16 protein-coding genes are annotated in these 15588 nt (G+C 69.9%); 11 read left to right on the top strand and 5 right to left on the bottom strand.

Annotated elements, in window-relative coordinates; genetic code table 11:
• A partial coding sequence (locus tag AOZ53_RS32280; protein WP_054490956.1) for a substrate-binding domain-containing protein occupies nucleotides 1-846 on the bottom strand: 846 nt, incomplete at its 3' end.
• Nucleotides 847-1006: 160 nt separating this feature from the next.
• On the opposite strand from AOZ53_RS32280, the gene AOZ53_RS32275 reads away from it, so the two are divergent.
• The 7 genes from AOZ53_RS32275 to AOZ53_RS32245 all read left to right on the top strand — a co-directional run bounded on the left by AOZ53_RS32275 (nucleotide 1007) and on the right by AOZ53_RS32245 (nucleotide 10246).
• The gene (locus AOZ53_RS32275) at nucleotides 1007-1564 is read left to right on the top strand and encodes a formate dehydrogenase subunit gamma (protein ID WP_054428583.1); all 558 of its coding nucleotides are present in this window, start codon (nucleotides 1007-1009) and stop codon (nucleotides 1562-1564) included.
• The gene (locus AOZ53_RS32270) at nucleotides 1561-3132 is read left to right on the top strand and encodes a formate dehydrogenase beta subunit (protein ID WP_054490954.1); all 1572 of its coding nucleotides are present in this window, start codon (nucleotides 1561-1563) and stop codon (nucleotides 3130-3132) included. Before AOZ53_RS32275 ends, AOZ53_RS32270 begins: the two co-directional genes overlap by 4 nt.
• A gap of 13 nt (nucleotides 3133-3145) precedes the next feature.
• On the top strand, nucleotides 3146-6022 hold the full coding sequence (gene fdhF, locus AOZ53_RS32265; protein WP_054428585.1) for a formate dehydrogenase subunit alpha: 2877 nt from the start codon (nucleotides 3146-3148) through the stop codon (nucleotides 6020-6022).
• Between the two features lie 19 nt (nucleotides 6023-6041).
• Nucleotides 6042-6878, top strand: a complete 837-nt coding sequence (gene fdhD / locus AOZ53_RS32260) for a formate dehydrogenase accessory sulfurtransferase FdhD (protein WP_054428586.1) — start codon at nucleotides 6042-6044, stop codon at nucleotides 6876-6878.
• A gap of 5 nt (nucleotides 6879-6883) precedes the next feature.
• Entirely contained in the window at nucleotides 6884-7141 is a 258-nt protein-coding gene (locus tag AOZ53_RS32255) for a formate dehydrogenase subunit delta (protein ID WP_006390923.1), read from the top strand.
• Between the two features lie 147 nt (nucleotides 7142-7288).
• Complete coding sequence (locus tag AOZ53_RS32250) at nucleotides 7289-8956, top strand: OFA family MFS transporter (protein WP_054428587.1); 1668 nt, start codon at nucleotides 7289-7291, stop codon at nucleotides 8954-8956.
• A 156-nt stretch (nucleotides 8957-9112) separates the two neighbouring features.
• Entirely contained in the window at nucleotides 9113-10246 is a 1134-nt protein-coding gene (locus tag AOZ53_RS32245; protein ID WP_054428588.1) for a methyltransferase, read from the top strand.
• A gap of 57 nt (nucleotides 10247-10303) precedes the next feature.
• Here the strand turns inward: AOZ53_RS32245 and AOZ53_RS32240 are convergent, their stop codons facing one another.
• From AOZ53_RS32240 to AOZ53_RS32230, 3 genes are read right to left on the bottom strand one after another with little or no spacing between them, the layout of a single operon-like run.
• Complete coding sequence (locus AOZ53_RS32240) at nucleotides 10304-10993, bottom strand: DUF1345 domain-containing protein (RefSeq protein WP_054490952.1); 690 nt, start codon at nucleotides 10991-10993, stop codon at nucleotides 10304-10306.
• A gap of 33 nt (nucleotides 10994-11026) precedes the next feature.
• The gene (locus AOZ53_RS32235) at nucleotides 11027-11551 is read right to left on the bottom strand and encodes a chromate transporter (protein ID WP_054428590.1); all 525 of its coding nucleotides are present in this window, start codon (nucleotides 11549-11551) and stop codon (nucleotides 11027-11029) included.
• Nucleotides 11548-12126: a chromate transporter gene (locus AOZ53_RS32230; protein WP_035359414.1), complete on the bottom strand. Its 579-nt coding sequence runs from the start codon at nucleotides 12124-12126 to the stop codon at nucleotides 11548-11550. The genes AOZ53_RS32235 and AOZ53_RS32230 overlap by 4 nt, the downstream gene beginning before the upstream one ends.
• 132 nt (nucleotides 12127-12258) lie before the next feature.
• Between AOZ53_RS32230 and AOZ53_RS32225 the strand changes: the two genes are divergently transcribed.
• The 4 genes from AOZ53_RS32225 to AOZ53_RS32210 all read left to right on the top strand — a co-directional run bounded on the left by AOZ53_RS32225 (nucleotide 12259) and on the right by AOZ53_RS32210 (nucleotide 15127).
• Nucleotides 12259-13179 carry a LysR family transcriptional regulator gene (locus tag AOZ53_RS32225; protein WP_054428591.1) on the top strand — a complete coding sequence of 307 codons (921 nt, stop codon included), beginning with the start codon at nucleotides 12259-12261 and terminating at the stop codon, nucleotides 13177-13179.
• Nucleotides 13180-13268: 89 nt separating this feature from the next.
• The gene (gene murI / locus AOZ53_RS32220) at nucleotides 13269-14072 is read left to right on the top strand and encodes a glutamate racemase (RefSeq protein WP_054490951.1); all 804 of its coding nucleotides are present in this window, start codon (nucleotides 13269-13271) and stop codon (nucleotides 14070-14072) included.
• Nucleotides 14073-14261: 189 nt separating this feature from the next.
• Nucleotides 14262-14687, top strand: coding sequence for a universal stress protein (locus AOZ53_RS32215; protein WP_054428593.1), 426 nt, complete (start codon nucleotides 14262-14264; stop codon nucleotides 14685-14687).
• An 11-nt stretch (nucleotides 14688-14698) separates the two neighbouring features.
• Complete coding sequence (locus tag AOZ53_RS32210) at nucleotides 14699-15127, top strand: universal stress protein (RefSeq protein WP_054490949.1); 429 nt, start codon at nucleotides 14699-14701, stop codon at nucleotides 15125-15127.
• Here AOZ53_RS32210 and AOZ53_RS32205 read toward each other — a convergent pair.
• Nucleotides 15124-15588: ATP-binding protein (locus AOZ53_RS32205; RefSeq protein WP_231690722.1), on the bottom strand; the 465-nt coding region annotated here is incomplete at its 5' end. The two genes, AOZ53_RS32210 and AOZ53_RS32205, sit on opposite strands and share 4 nt — an antisense overlap.

Genomic DNA, 15588 nt, shown 5'->3' with positions numbered 1-15588 from the left:
GTCGCCCATGCCGCTGGCGATGTGGGCGGCGATCGCCATGTGGGTGAATTCGTTGGTCTCGTAGCCCTGCACCTCGCTGATCGAGACGCCGGCGCGCTGCAGCATCAGCCCGACCAGGTAGCGCGTGCTGGAACCGATCTGGCGGTTGACGAAACGCACGTCCTGGCGCGCCAGGTCGGTCATGCCACGGATCCGCTTGGGGTTGCCGGCCATGACGAACAGCCCGGTATTACGCACCGCCAGGTGGATCAGCAGGTACTCGTCGGCGTGCAGCCACTGCGCGTAGCGGTCCATGATGGGCGCCTCGAAGTCGCCCAGCGGCACCTGGAAGCCCGCCAGGTCGCACTCGTGCCGTTCCAGCGAGGCCAGGGCCTCGATCGCGGTGCGGTAGCGCAGCTCCAGCCCGGGCTTGCGTCCCCCCATGTGTTCCATCAGCGATTCCACCGCGAAGCCGTGGCTGGCATGCAGCCGCAGGTGCGGATCGTTTTCCGGCAGCAGCCGCGCCAGTTCCTCCTGCAGTTCGGAAGCCAGGCTGTCGAGCGTGGGCATCAGGCGCGCCTCGATGCGGCGGTTGGCCCACAGCAGGCGCTGCGCGAAGGCCGACAACTGCGTGCCCTGGCGGCGGTTGGTGATCAGCAGCTGGGTGCCGAAGATGCCCTCGAAGCGGCGCAGCACGCCCCAGGCGTGCCGGTACGACAGGCCGCAGGCGCGACAGGCGCCGGCGATGTTGCCGGTGGCGTCGATGGCGGCCAGCAGCGCGAGCATGTCCTGCAGCGGCACGGGGTCGCCGTCGTCTCCGCCCAAGGTCCATTGCGGCCGCAGGCCGATTCGGAACTTATATGTCATTTATTTCTTATTGAAGGCGATTAATTACCTGTTTAGAGTACACAAATAACGCGGGGCATGGAAAGTTTATATGTTTTTCTTTGCATATAAATCGACCTGACTTCCCATCACAACAGAACCCCCTGCCTACGGGGTCCCAGCACTACTGGAGGAGACCGCCATGCGTCAGCGCGAGGCAAAATCCGATCTGGCTTCCACCGGCGGCGCCCGTGGCGGCCCCATGGCCCTGGACGCCGCCCAGGCGTCCGCCAGCCCCGCGGTGGCGGCCACCGCCCGCATCCTGGCCCGGCTGAAGGATCAGCCCGGCCCGCTGCTGCCGGTGCTGCACGCGGTCCAGCATGAACTGGGCTGTATTCCGGCCGAGGCGGTGCAGACCATCGCCGAGGCCCTGAACCTGTCCCGCGCCGAAGTCCATGGCGTCATCACCTTCTATCCCCACTTCCGCGGCGAACCGGCGGCGCGCCATACGCTGGAAGTGTGCCGCGCCGAGGCCTGTCAGGCGATGGGCGGCGAACAGTTGGCCGCCCACGCCCGCCAGGCGCTGGGCTGTGATTTCCACGCCAGCACCGGCGATGGCGATTTCACGCTGGAGCCGGTGTATTGCCTGGGCCTGTGCGCCCAGTCGCCGGCGGTGATGCTGGACGGCCAGCCGCACGCCCGCGTCACGCCCGCCAAGCTCGACCGCCTGCTGCACCGCGCACGGGAGGCCGGCCAATGAGCACCCCCACCCTGATCTACGTGCCGCGCGACGCCGCGGCGCTGGCCATGGACGCCGACGCCGTGGCCGCCGCCATCGAGCTGGCCGCCGACGAGCGCGGCCTGGCCGTGCAGGTGGTGCGCAACGGTTCGCGCGGCCTGCTGTGGCTGGAACCGCTGGTCGAGATATCCACGCCCGAGGGCCGCCTGGCCTACGGGCCGGTGCAGCCCGAGGACGTGCCGGCGCTGTTCGACGCCGGCTGGCTGGCGGGCGGCGAGCATCCGCTGCGCCTGGGCCTGACCGAGGAGATTCCCTATCTCAAGCAGCAGGAACGCCTGACCTTCGCCCGCGTCGGCGTGATCGATCCGCTGTCGCTGCAGGACTACGCCGCCCACGGCGGCCTGCAGGGCCTGAAGCGCGCGCTGGCCATGGAGCCGGCCGCCATCGTCGAGGAGATGGTCACGTCCGGCCTGCGCGGACGCGGCGGCGCGGCCTTTCCCACCGGCATCAAGTGGAAGACCGTGCTGGGCTCGCCGGCCGACCGCAAGTACATCGTCTGCAACGCCGACGAGGGCGATTCGGGCACCTTCGCCGACCGCCTGCTGATGGAAGGCGACCCCTACGTGCTGATCGAGGGCATGACCATCGCCGGCCTGGCGGTGGGCGCGACCTACGGCTACATCTACGTGCGCTCCGAATACCCGCACGCCATCGCCACGCTCGAAGCCGCCATCGACCGGGCGCGCAGCGTCGGCTGGCTGGGCGACGACGTGCACGGCAGCGGCCGCCGCTTCGACCTGGAAGTGCGCAAGGGCGCCGGCGCCTACATCTGCGGCGAGGAAACCTCGCTGCTGGAAAGCATCGAGGGCAAGCGCGGCGTGGTGCGCGCCAAGCCGCCGCTGCCGGCGATCTCGGGCCTGTTCGGCAAGCCCACGGTCATCAACAACGTGATCTCGCTGGCGACGGTGCCGATCATCCTGGCCAAGGGCGCGGCCTACTACCGCGACTACGGCGTGGGCCGCTCGCACGGCACGCTGCCGTTCCAGCTGGCCGGCAACCTCAAGCAGGGCGGGCTGGTGGAAAAGGCCTTCGGCCTGAGCCTGCGCGACCTGCTGTACACCTTCGGCGGCGGCAGCGCCTCCGGCCGGCCGCTGCGCGCGGTGCAGGTCGGCGGGCCGCTGGGCGCCTACCTGCCGGAATCGCAATGGGACGTGCCGCTGGACTACGAAGCCTATATCCAGATCTCGGCCATGATCGGCCACGGCGGCCTGGTGGCGTTCGACGACAGCGTCGACATGATGCGCATGGCGCGCTACGCCATGGAGTTCTGCGCCATCGAGTCCTGTGGCAAGTGCACGCCCTGTCGCATCGGGTCGACCCGCGGCGTGGAGACCCTGGACAAGATCGCCGCCGGCGGTCCGGGGCGCGAACAGCAGGTGCACCTGCTGCGCGACCTGTGCGACACCATGCTGGGCGGATCGCTGTGTGCGCTGGGGGGCATGGCGCCCTACCCGGTGCTGTCCGCGCTGAACCACTTCCCGCAGGACTTCGGCATCGAGTCCTCGCAGTCCGCCGTCCACCCCGCCTGAAGCCGAGACCGCCATGCTAGAAACCGTCATCAAGCGCGACCGCGATCTGGGCACCCCGGCGCGGGTGTCCGAAAAAACCGTCACCCTGACCATCGACGGCCAGGAAATCACCGTGGCCGAAGGCACCTCGCTGATGCGCGCGGCCGCCGAGGCCGGCATCAACATCCCCAAGCTGTGCGCCACCGACAGCCTGGAGCCGTTCGGCTCCTGCCGCCTGTGCCTGGTGCAGATCGAGGGCCGCCGCGGCTATCCCGCCTCGTGCACCACGCCGGCCGAGAACGGCATGGTGGTCTTCACCGAAACGCCCAAGCTGCACGACCTGCGGCGCGGGGTGATGGAGCTGTACATCTCCGACCACCCGCTGGACTGCCTGACCTGCCCGGCCAACGGCGACTGCGAACTGCAGGACATGGCCGGCGTGGTGGGCCTGCGCAACGTGCGCTACGGCTATGACGGCGCCAACCACCTCAAGAGCGAGAAGGACGAGTCCAATCCGTACTTCACCTACGACGCCTCCAAGTGCATCGTCTGCAACCGCTGCGTGCGCGCCTGCGAGGAAACCCAGGGCACCTTCGCGCTGACGATCTCGGGCAAGGGCTTCGAATCGCGCGTGTCGCCGGGGCAGGACCAGCCGTTCCTGGAGAGCGAATGCGTGTCCTGCGGCGCCTGCGTGCAGGCCTGTCCGACCTCGACCCTGCAGGAAAAGACCGTCATCATGATGGGCCAGGCCGAGCATTCGGTGGTCACCACCTGCGCCTATTGCGGCGTGGGCTGCGGCTTCAAGGCCGAGATGAAGGGCCAGGAAGTGGTGCGCATGGTGCCGTGGAAGGACGGCCAGGCCAACCGCGGCCACTCCTGCGTCAAGGGCCGCTTCGCCTGGGGCTACGCCACCCACAAGGAGCGCGTGCTCAAGCCGATGATCCGCAAGCGCATCACCGACTCCTGGCGCGAAGTGTCGTGGGAAGAGGCGATCGATTACGCGGCGTCCGAATTCCGCCGCATCCAGGGCCAGTACGGCCGCGACGCGGTCGGCGGCATCACGTCGTCGCGCTGCACCAACGAGGAAACCTGGCTGGTGCAGAAGCTGGTGCGCGCCGCGTTCGGCACCAACAACGTCGACACCTGCGCCCGCGTGTGCCATTCGCCCACGGGCTACGGGTTGAAGCAGACGCTGGGCGAATCCGCCGGCACCCAGACCTTCGACTCGGTGATGCACACCGACGTGGTCATCGTCATGGGCGCCAATCCGTCCAGCGGCCACCCGGTGTTCGCCTCGCGCCTGAAGCGCCGCCTGCGCCAGGGCGCGCGCCTGATCGTGATCGACCCGCGCCGCATCGAGCTGGTGAGTTCGCCGCACATCAAGGCCGACTTCCACCTGCAGGTGCGGCCCGGCACCAACACCGCGCTGCTGTCGTCGCTGGCCCACGTGATCGCCACCGAAGGCCTGATCGACGAGGCCTTCGTGGCCGAGCGCTGCGAGACCAAGGCGTTCCAGGAATGGCGCGATTTCGTGTCGCTGCCCGAGAATTCGCCCGAAGCCATGGCCGAGATCACCGGCGTACCGGCGCAGGCCGTGCGCGGCGCGGCGCGCCTGTTCGCCACCGGCGGCAACGGCTCGATCTACTACGGCCTGGGCGTGACCGAGCACAGCCAGGGCTCGACCACCGTCATGGCCATCGCCAACCTGGCCATGGCCACCGGCAACGTCGGCCGCGAAGGCGTGGGCGTGAACCCGCTGCGCGGCCAGAACAACGTGCAGGGCTCGTGCGACATGGGTTCGTTCCCGCACGAGCTGCCGGGCTACCGCCACATTTCCGACAACGTGGTGCGGGCGCAGTTCGAGCAGGACTGGGGCGTGACGCTGCAGCCCGAGCCGGGCCTGCGCATTCCCAACATGTTCGAGGCCGCGCTGGGCGGCACTTTCAAGGGCCTGTACTGCCAGGGCGAGGACATCGTGCAGTCCGATCCCAACACGCAGCACGTGGCGGCGTCGCTGGCGGCGATGGAATGCATCGTGGTGCAGGACCTGTTCCTGAACGAGACCGCCAAGTACGCCCACGTGTTCCTGCCAGGCTCGTCGTTCCTGGAGAAGGACGGCACCTTCACCAACGCCGAGCGCCGCATCTCGCGGGTGCGCAAGGTGATGGAGCCGAAGAACGGCAAGTCCGACTGGGAAGTGACCGTGGCGCTGTCGAACGCGCTGGGCTACCCCATGAACTACCGCCACCCGCGCGAGATCATGGAAGAGATCGCGCGCCTGACGCCGACCTTCAGCGGCGTCAGCTACGAGAAGCTGGACAAGCTCGGCAGCCTGCAATGGCCGTGCAACGACGACGCGCCCGAGGGCACGCCGATCATGCACATCGACGCCTTCGTGCGCGGCAAGGGCAAGTTCATGATCACCAAGTACGTGCCGACGGACGAGCGCAGCACGCGCCGCTTCCCGCTGCTCCTGACCACCGGCCGCATCCTGTCGCAATACAACGTGGGCGCGCAGACGCGCCGCACGCCCAACGTCATGTGGCACAGCGAGGACGTGCTGGAGATCCATCCGCAGGACGCCGAGGACCGCGGCGTCAACGAAGGCGACTGGGTCGGCATCCAGAGCCGCTCGGGCGAGACCGTGCTGCGCGCGACCCTGACCGACCGGGTGCAGCCGGGCGTGGTATACACCACCTTCCACTTCCCCGAGTCCGGCGCCAACGTCGTCACCACCGACAGTTCCGACTGGGCCACCAATTGCCCCGAGTACAAGGTCACGGCGGTGCAGGTCACGCGCGTGTCCCAGCCGTCGGAATGGCAGCGGCAATGGTCGCGCTTCGCGGACATCCAGCAGAAGCTGCTGCGTGAGCGCTCGCGCGAGAACGAAGCCGTGACGTCGGGGAAATAACCCGACAGCCGAGCCCGCCATGGACCACAGCGCCCCTCCCCCCTCCTCCCGCCCCGAGCACGTGGCGGCCCAGGTGACCCGCGTGCGGGCCGGCGCCATCGCGCCCGGCGCCGAAGGCGACAACCTGGCCGAGGAAACGCCGGTGGCGCTGGAGTTCAACGGCATCAGCCACGCCACCATGCTGGCCACGCCCGCCGACCTGGAGGACTTCGCCGTCGGCTTTTCGCTGTCGGAAGGCATCATCGACGGCGTGGCCGACGTGCGCGGCATCGACGTGCTGCCGCAGTGCGACGGCATCGTGGTGCAGATCGAGATTTCCAGCGCCTGCGAGGCGCGGCTGAAATCGCGCCGCCGCGCCATGGCCGGGCGCACCGGCTGCGGGCTGTGCGGCGTCGAGACGCTGCCCGAGGTGCTGCGGCCGGTGGCGCCGGTGCCGGCCGGCGCGCCGCTGCCGGTGGGCGCGGTGTTGCGGGCGATGCGCGACATGCGCTCGCGCCAGGCGCTGCACGACCTGACCGGGGCCACCCACGCCGCCGGCTGGGCCGACGCCAGCGGCGCCGTGGCGCTGGTGCGCGAGGACGTGGGCCGCCACAACGCGCTCGACAAGCTGGTGGGCGCGCTGGCGCGCCAGGGGCTGTCCGCCGCGCACGGCGTGGTGCTGGTGTCCAGCCGCGCCAGTTTCGAGATGGTGCAGAAGACCGCCGCGGCCGGCGTCGGCATCCTGGCGGCGGTGTCGGCCCCCACCGCGCTGGCCGTGCGGCTGGCCGACAGCGCCGGCATCGCGCTGCTGGGCTTTTTGCGCAACGACGACGCCACCCTGTATTCCCACCCTGAACGCATCACTTCGCAGACCTGACACGCATGGAAATCGGCAACCTGATCCGCATGGCCAACCGCATCGGCCAATTCTTCGAAGCCATGCCGCTGCGGCCCGAGGCGGTGGAAGGCGTGGCCAACCATATCCACAAATTCTGGGAGCCCCGCATGCGCAACGAGCTGCTGGACTTCCTGGCCCGGCAGCCCGATGGCGACGCCGGCGAACAACAGTTGCATCCCCTGGTGCTGGAGGCGGTCACGCAGAACCGCGAGCGCCTGACCCCGCTGGCGCGGGTGCCCTGACCGGCGCCAGCACCACGACCGACCCGCGCGCCGCCAGCCGGCGCGCGAGCGCAGCAAGCTTTACCGCAGCAAAGGGTTCAACAAGAAGCGGCGGGACTGGATTTTTCCAGGCCACGCCGCTATAAAGCCGCACCCCGAGGAGACCTCATGGAAAGCACTGCAACACTCGACCTGCCCGGCGCCAAGCCGGGCTTCCTGGACAAGGAACGCACCATCGCCGGACCGGGTTTTTCCCGCTGGCTGGTACCCCCGGCCGCCCTGGCCATCCACCTGTGCATCGGCATGGCCTATGGCTTCTCGGTGTTCTGGCTGCCGCTGTCCAAGGCGGTCGGCGGCGCCCAGCCACTGGCCTGCCCGCCCGACATGAGCCTGGTGGCCGAGCTGTTCACCACCAGTTGCGACTGGAAGATCTCCACCATGGGGTGGATGTACACGCTGTTCTTCGTGCTGCTGGGCTGCTCGGCGGCACTGTGGGGCGGCTGGCTGGAACGCGCCGGTCCGCGCAAGGCGGGCGTGGTGTCGGCGCTGTGCTGGTGCGGCGGCCTGGTGATCTCGGCCTTCGGCGTCTACCTGCACCAGATGTGGATGCTGTGGCTCGGTTCCGGCGTGATCGGCGGCATCGGCCTGGGGCTGGGCTACATCTCGCCGGTCAGCACGCTGATCAAGTGGTTCCCGGACCGTCGCGGCATGGCGACCGGCATGGCCATCATGGGCTTCGGCGGCGGCGCCATGATCGGCGCGCCGCTGGCCGACCTGCTGATGCGCCACTTCGCCACGCCCACCTCGCCGGGCGTGTGGCAGACCTTCCTGACCATGGCGCTGGTGTACTTCATCTTCATGATGTCGGGCGCGCTCGGCTACCGCGTGCCGCCCACCGGCTGGAAGCCGGAGGGCTGGACCGCCCCCGCCAAGCACGCCAACAACGCCATGATCACCAAGGGCCACGTGCACGTGAAGCGGGTCTGGGGCGTGCCGCAATTCTGGCTGGTGTGGCTGGTGCTGTGCCTGAACGTGACCGCCGGCATCGGCATCCTGGGCATGGCCTCGCCGCTGCTGCAGGAAGTGTTCGGCGGCGGCCTGATCAACAAGCCGGAACTGGGCTTTGGCCAGCTCGACAAGGCCCAGCTGGCCTCGATCGCCGCCATCGCCGCGGGCTTCACCGGCCTGCTCAGCCTGTTCAACATCGGCGGCCGCTTCTTCTGGGCCAGCCTGTCGGACAAGCTCGGCCGCAAGATGACCTACCTGATCTTCTTCGTGCTGGGCTTCGTGCTGTACGCCTCGATCCCGTGGACCTCGCACATGGGCGCGCTGGCGCTGTTCGTGGCGGCCTTCTGCGTCATCCTGTCGATGTACGGCGGCGGCTTCGCCACGGTGCCGGCCTACCTGGCGGACCTGTTCGGCACGCAGATGGTCGGCGCCATCCACGGCCGCCTGCTGACGGCGTGGTCGGCCGCGGGCATCTTCGGGCCGGTGCTGGTGAACTACATCCGCGAATACCAGCTGTCCATCGGCGTGCCGCGGGCGCAGGTCTACGACATCACCATGTACATCCTGGCGGGCATGCTGGTGCTGGGCTTCCTGTGCAACCTGGCGATCCGCCCGGTGAACCCCAAGTACTTCATGACCGACGAGGAACTGGCGCGCGAGAAGGCCCTGGCGCACGAACGCGCGGCGGCGGCCGAGACCCACGGCGTGGGCGCCTCGACCTTCCGCACGCCGGCGGCGCTGGTGCTGTTCGCCTGGGCCTGCGTCGGCATCCCGCTGGCCTGGGGCATCTGGATCACGCTGCAGAAGGCCGTGGTGCTGTTCCACTGATACGGCCCCGACGGGCGGCGCCAGGCGCCGTCCGCCGCCCCCCAAGGCGCGAAGCTGCTACATTGGCAGCCCGCGCCTTTTTCTTTTGTCTTCCCCTGGATTTCCCCGTTTCATGACCGCCTTGCCCCTGAAGCCCGCCTTGCCCGGAGCGTCCCGTTGACCCAGCCTGAACTGCATTGGACAGAGGGCGAGGCCCCTGACCAGACCCACCACACCGCCCGCTGGCGCTCGGAATCCGGCGCCACGCCGCCCAAGCGCGTGGTGCTGGCCGACGACCGCACCACGGCGGACATGGCCTATCGCCTGGCGTGCGAAGGCGTGGGCCTGCTATGGCGCGGGGACTTCCAGAACGCGCGCCAGTTGCTGCAGGCCATCACGCGCCGCGTCGACAAGCGCCCGCGCAAGCCGGTGGAAAGCATGCTGGAGGCCTTCAACCAGCATCGGCAAATCCAGTCGCAGCGCGCCCGCATCCTCGGCATGCTGCTGATTCCGTTCGACGCCGGCCACGGCATTTCGCTGCGCCGCGCGCCGGACGCGCGGCAGGCCTGCGAAGAAGCCCACGGCCCCGCCGACGAACCGTACGTGGCGTCGCTGCGCGAACTGCTGGGCCTGATCGGCGCCTTCGAATGGCGCAAGAAGGGCGTGGAGATTCCCGCGCTGGACAACCGCATCCACCCGCACTACGGCGTGTTTTCGCCGCTGCGCGGCGAGTACATCGACCTGGTGGCGCGCACCCCGATGCCGCGCGGCAGCGTGGCCTTCGATATCGGCACCGGCACCGGCGTGCTGGCGGCCGTGCTGGCGCGCCGCGGCGGCAAGCGCGTCATCGCCACCGACATGGACCCGCGGGCGCTGGCCTGCGCCCGCGAAAACCTCGAACGGCTGGGCCTGTCCAGGCAGGTCGAGGTGGTGGAGGCCGACCTGTTCCCCGAAGGCCGGGTCTCGCTGGCGGTCTGCAACCCGCCGTGGCTGCCGGCCCGTCCCAGCTCGCCGGTCGAGCACGCGGTCTACGACCCCGACAGCCGCATGCTGCGCGGCTTCCTGAACGGCCTGCCGGCGCACCTGACGCCCAACGGCGAAGGCTGGCTGATCCTGTCGGACCTGGCCGAACACCTGGGCCTGCGCACCCGCGAGCAATTGCTGGAAATGATCGAGCAGGCCGGCCTGCGCGTGGTCGAGCGCATCGACACGCGGCCCACCCATGGCCGCGCCAAGGACGCCGACGATCCGCTGTACGCGGCGCGCTCGAAGGAAGTCACGTCGCTGTGGCGCCTGGCCGCCGCGGCCTGAGCGCGGGGCGACGGCCTTGCTCGCCATGAAAAAGCCCGGCCGGGAAGCCGGGCTTTTTCATGCCCGCCCCGCCGCCACGTTGACGCTGATGGCGATGATGAAGACGTTGAAGAAAAAAGCGATGACGCTGTGCATCAGCGCCGTGCGCCGCAGCCGGCGGCTGACGATCTGCACGTCCGACACCTGGAACGTCATGCCCAGCACCAGCGCGAAGTAGGCGAAGTCCCAGTAGTCGGGATCTTCCTTGCCCGGGAAGTCCAGGCCCTTGTGCATGCCGTTGCGGTGGCTGTAGTAGCCGTGCGCGTAATGCAGCGCGAAGATCATGTTCATGTAGAGCCACGACAGCACGATGCTGACGGCGGCCGCGATCAGGTCGGCCGCGCCCTCGAGGCCGCCCGCGGCGCGCATCTCCATCCACAGCGCCAGCATCACCAGGCACGACAGCAGCACGCTGCTCCAGAGCACGGCGCTACGGCCGACGTCGACCTGCTGCGCCCGGACCCGCATGGTGGCGGGCGTCGCCTTGCCGAAGGCCGCGCCGGTCAGCAGCAGGAACACCAGCGCGGCGAGATCGAAGCCCAGCAGGCCGGCCCGGCTCGGCGCCAGCCCGGCGCGCCACAATCCCACCGCCACCGCGGCGAACAGCAGCCCGCACAGCACCAGGCGCTGGTGCGCATGGAAAAACGGCAGCGGCGCGACGCCGGCCTGGGTCGAGTCGGTATCCGGATCCTTGACCGGCAGCGTCATGGCGGGCTCCCACGCGTGGCAAGAGCCTCCACGCTAACCGATCGCGAGCAATCCCACCAGCGCCCCGCCGAACAGCAGCCACAGCGGGTGGATCCGCGTCACGCTGCCCAGCAGCGCCACCACCGCGGTGATGGCGCCCAGCAGCCAGGTGTGGGCCGAGGCCTCGGTGATCAGCGCGGCGCTGGCGGCCACCAGCCCCACCGTCATCGGGAAGATGCCGGCCTGGATCACGCCGCGCCACGGGCGGTCCTTGAAGCGCTCCCACAGCCCCAGCGCGATGATGGTGATGATCGAGGACGGCCCGAACTTGGCCAGGGTGGTGACCAGCATGCCGGCCCAGCCGGCCACGTGCCAGCCGACCAGCGTGACCACCATCAGGTTGGGGCCCGGCGCCGCCTGCCCCAGGGCGAACAGCGCGGAGAAGTCGGCGGCCGTCATCCAGCCGTGCACCTCCACGACCTGGCGCTGCATTTCGGGCAGGATGGTGTTGCCGCCGCCGAAGGCCAGCACCGACAGCTGCGAAAAGATGATGGCGAGGGCGATCAGGGTCTGGATCATCGACGTTGCCTCCAGACCAGCAGGATGCTCAGGGGCGTGAGCACCGCCATGGTCGGCAGCAGCGGAATGCGCAGCACCGCGATGGCGATGAAACAGGCGGTGGCCACCGTGCCGGCCAGCCAGTCGCGGCGCTTGAGCACCGGCACGCCGATCTTGACCGCCATCGAGATCAGCAGCCCCGCCGCCGCGGCCGCCAGGCCGGCGAACAGATGCTGGATGTGCGGATCGTTCTGGAAGCGGTCGTAGACCATGCCCAGCAGCACCACGATGGCCGACGGCGCCAGGATCAGGCCCATCAGCGCCGCGAAGGCGCCGCGCGGGCCGCGGAACTTCATGCCCAGCGCCACCGACAGGTTGATGATGTTGCCGCCCGGCAGGAACTGGCACAGGCCCAGCAGGTCGGTGAATTCGGCCCCGGACAGCCAGCGGTGCTTTTCGACCACCATGCGCCGCGCCAGCGGCAGCGCGCCGCCGAAGGCGGTCAGGCCGAGCATGAGGAAGCCGTAGAACAGTTGCCCGCAGGTGGGCGGCGGCCGCGTGGCGGCATCGGGGGAATCAGGGGCTGCTGCGTTCATTGTGGTGTGGCCGGGGCCGGTCCGCGAAGCGCCGGCGCGGCGGCGCCGGGAGTGAAGGAATAGCTCGCAGCCTACTCCCGCGACAAGATAATGTCTAATATATGACTGGTTAAACATTCATATTCAATACATATGGCATCCGTCGACCTGCGGTTGTTGCGCTACTTCCTGGCGGTGGCCGAGGAATCCCACCTGACCAAGGCGGCCGCCCGGCTGGGCATCCGCCAGCCCCCACTCAGCCAGCAGATCCGCGTGCTGGAACAGGAGCTGGGCGTCACGCTGTTCCACCGGCTGCCGCGCGGCATGGAACTGACCGAAAGCGGCCGGGCCCTGCTGGCCGACGCGCGCAGCATCCTGGCGCTGGTCGACCAGGCGGTCGACGGCGTGCGGCGGGTGTCGCTGGGCGAGGCCGGCCGGCTGACGGTCGGCTTCACCGGCTCGGCCGCCTTCCACCCGTTCGTGCCGTCGGTGATCCGGCGCTTTCGCGAAAGCGCGCCGCAGGTGCGGCTGGTGCTGGAGGAAAGCAGCACCGGCGAGCTGATGGAGGACGTGCGCGCCGGCCGGGTCGACGTCGCCTTCATCCGCGGCGCGCACGGCGCCGACCGCGGCGTGGCGGTCGAAAGCGTGCTGGAGGAAACCATGCTGGCCGCCTTTCCCGCCGACCATCCGATGGTCAAGGGGCGCGGCCGCAAGCGCATCGCGCTGTCGGAGCTGGCCGAGGAATCGCTGATCCTGTACCGCCGCCACAGCGGCCCCGGCCTGTACGACGCCATCATCTCGGGCTGCCGCGCCGCCGGCTTCAGCCCGCGGGTGGCGCAGGAGGCGCCGCGCGTGCTGTCCACCCTGAGCCTGGTGGCGGCCGGCCTGGGCGTATCGCTGGTGCCGGCCTCGCTGCGCCGGGTCAACATCGAGGGCGTGGTGTACGTCAACGTCACCGGCCCGGTGGAGCTGCGCGCCCCGCTCACCCTGATCTGGCGCGACGCGCCGTTGTCGGGCGCGACCCGCCGGCTGATCGAGGAAGTGCGCGCGCATCGCGAAACGCCGGAGGACTAGGGGCGGCTCACACGGAAAGGCGCCTCTCACGATGTGAACAGGCCCCGGGCGCTACACTGGGCGCCATCCTGGCTCTCGCTGCTTGCCCCATGCATGCCCCCCACCCCATAGGCGTATACGACTCCGGCGTCGGCGGACTGAGCGTGCTGCGCGCCATCCGCGACGCGCTGCCGCGGGAACATCTGCTGTACCTGGCGGATTCCGCCCACGTGCCCTACGGCGAGAAGACCCAGGAAACCGTGCAGCAGCGCGCGCTGGCCATCGCCGACTATTTCGTGTCGCGCCAGGCCAAGGCCATGGTGGTGGCCTGCAACACCGCCACCGCCGCCGCCATCGCGTTGCTGCGCGCGCGCCATCCGGACCTGGTCATCATCGGCGTGGAGCCGGCCATCAAGCCGGCCGCGCACCTGACGCGCAGCGGCGTGGTCGGCGTCTTCGCCACCACCGGCACGCTGGCCAGCCCCAAGTTCGCGGCGCTGGTGCAGCGCGAGGCGCCCGAGATCCGCATCCTGTTCCGGCCCTGTCCCGAATGGGTGCTGCAGGTCGAGCGCGGCGAGATCGACGGCCCCGCCGCCGCCCGCGTGGTGGCGCCGCCGGTGCGCGAACTGCTGGCGCAGGGCGCCGACGCGCTGGTGCTGGGCTGCACCCATTTCCCGTTCCTGCACGACGCGATCCAGGCCGAGGCGGGCGCGTCCGTGCCGCTGCTGGAAACCGGCGGCCCGGTGGCGCGCCGCCTGCGCCATCAATTGCAGGAGCGCGGGCTGCTGGCGACGGACGGCGCCGGCTCGGTGACGCTGGAGACGACCGGCGACGCGGCCACGCTGGGCCGCATGGCGGCCCTGCTGCTGGGCCTGCCGGCCGAGGCGGCGCAGACCCCGGCGCGCTGGCGCTGAGGCCGCCGGCGGGCCATCCCGCCGATGCATCCGCGGCGCCTCCCCGCGCGGGACGCACGCCGTCCCGCGCGGACGATCCCGCTTCGTTTGATTCCGCGCATCCTGCCGCCGCCCCTGGCGCGGGATAATTTCGTACAGTGGAGACACTGCGGCGCATCGCCGCGGCTCGCGGACAACAAGGAGACGTCGATGAAACGCATTCTGATCCCCGTGGATGGCTCGCAACACGCCGTGCATGCCGTCCGGGCAATGCTCCAGGCGCGCGGCTACGACCCGGTCGAACGGGTCGAACTGCTGACGGTGCAGATTCCGCTGCAGGCCGGCAAGATCGGCCGCGGCCTGTCGCAGGCGGACATCGACGCCTACCACCAGGAAGAAGGCCAGGCCGCGCTGCGCGAAGCCAGCGCGCTGCTGACCGAGGCCGGCGTGCCGTTCGGCCAGCGCGTCGAGACCGGCGCCACCGCGGAAACCATCGCCCGCGTGGCCGCCGAGATCGACGCCGACGAGATCTTCATGGGCACGCGCGGGCTGGGATCGGCGTCCGCGCTGTTCATGGGCTCGGTGGCCACCAAGGTCCTGCACCTGACGGCGCTGCCCGTCACCCTGGTCAAATAAGGAGGCCCGCCATGCTGCATATCCTCGTGCCGGTTGACGGCTCCGACAATGCCAACCGCGCCGTGCTGCACGCGCGCCAGCTGGCCCAGGGCGCGCGCGACACGCGCATCCATCTGCTCAACATCCAGACCCCGCCGCAGGGCCGCGCCGGCCTGTCGCGGCTGGTCACCCAGGACATGATCGACGAGTACTACGTGCGCGAAGGCCAGGAAGCCGCCGACGACGCGCGCAAGCTGCTCGACGTCACCGGCACCGACTACACCAGCCACGTCGAATTCGGCAATCCCGCCGTCGAGATCACCCACTACGCGCAACAGCATCAATGCGCGCGCATCGTCATGGGCACGCGCGGCCATGGCGCGCTGGCCGGCATGCTGATCGGCTCGGTCGCCAACCAGGTGGTGCAACTGGCCGACGTGCCGGTGACGCTGGTGCGCTAGCGCGCGCCGGCCCCGGTCGGCAGCGCCGGCAGCGTCAGCGTCACGCGCAGGCCGCCCAGCGGCGCCTGCCCGGCGCTGACCTCGCCGCCGTAGGTGCCGGCCAGGTCGCGCACGATGTCCAGGCCCAGGCCCGAGCCGGGCCGCTGCTCGTCCATGCGCACGCCGCGCTCGAAGATGCGTTCGCGCTCGTCCTCGGCGATGCCGGGGCCGTCGTCGTCGATCACAATCTGCAGGCGGTCCGGCGCCGAGGCCCGCGCGCCGATGCGGACGCGGCGCGCGGCCCATTTGCAGGCATTGTCGAGCAGGTTGCCGACCATCTCCTGCAGGTCCTGTTCCTCGCCGCGGAATTCGAGGCCGTCGGCGAAGTCCGCCATTTCCAGTTCGAGCCCGCGCGCCGCGTACAGCCGCTGCATGACCCGCAGCAGCGCCTGTACCGGCGCCCGCAGCGGCGTGCGCCCCCC

It is taken from the genome of Achromobacter sp. 2789STDY5608621 (assembly GCF_001299375.1).
Classification (GTDB): Bacteria; Pseudomonadota; Gammaproteobacteria; order Burkholderiales; family Burkholderiaceae_B; genus Achromobacter; species Achromobacter insuavis.
The sequence above is the reverse complement of the archived record's forward strand: the minus strand, read 5'-3'. Positions and strand labels throughout refer to the sequence as shown.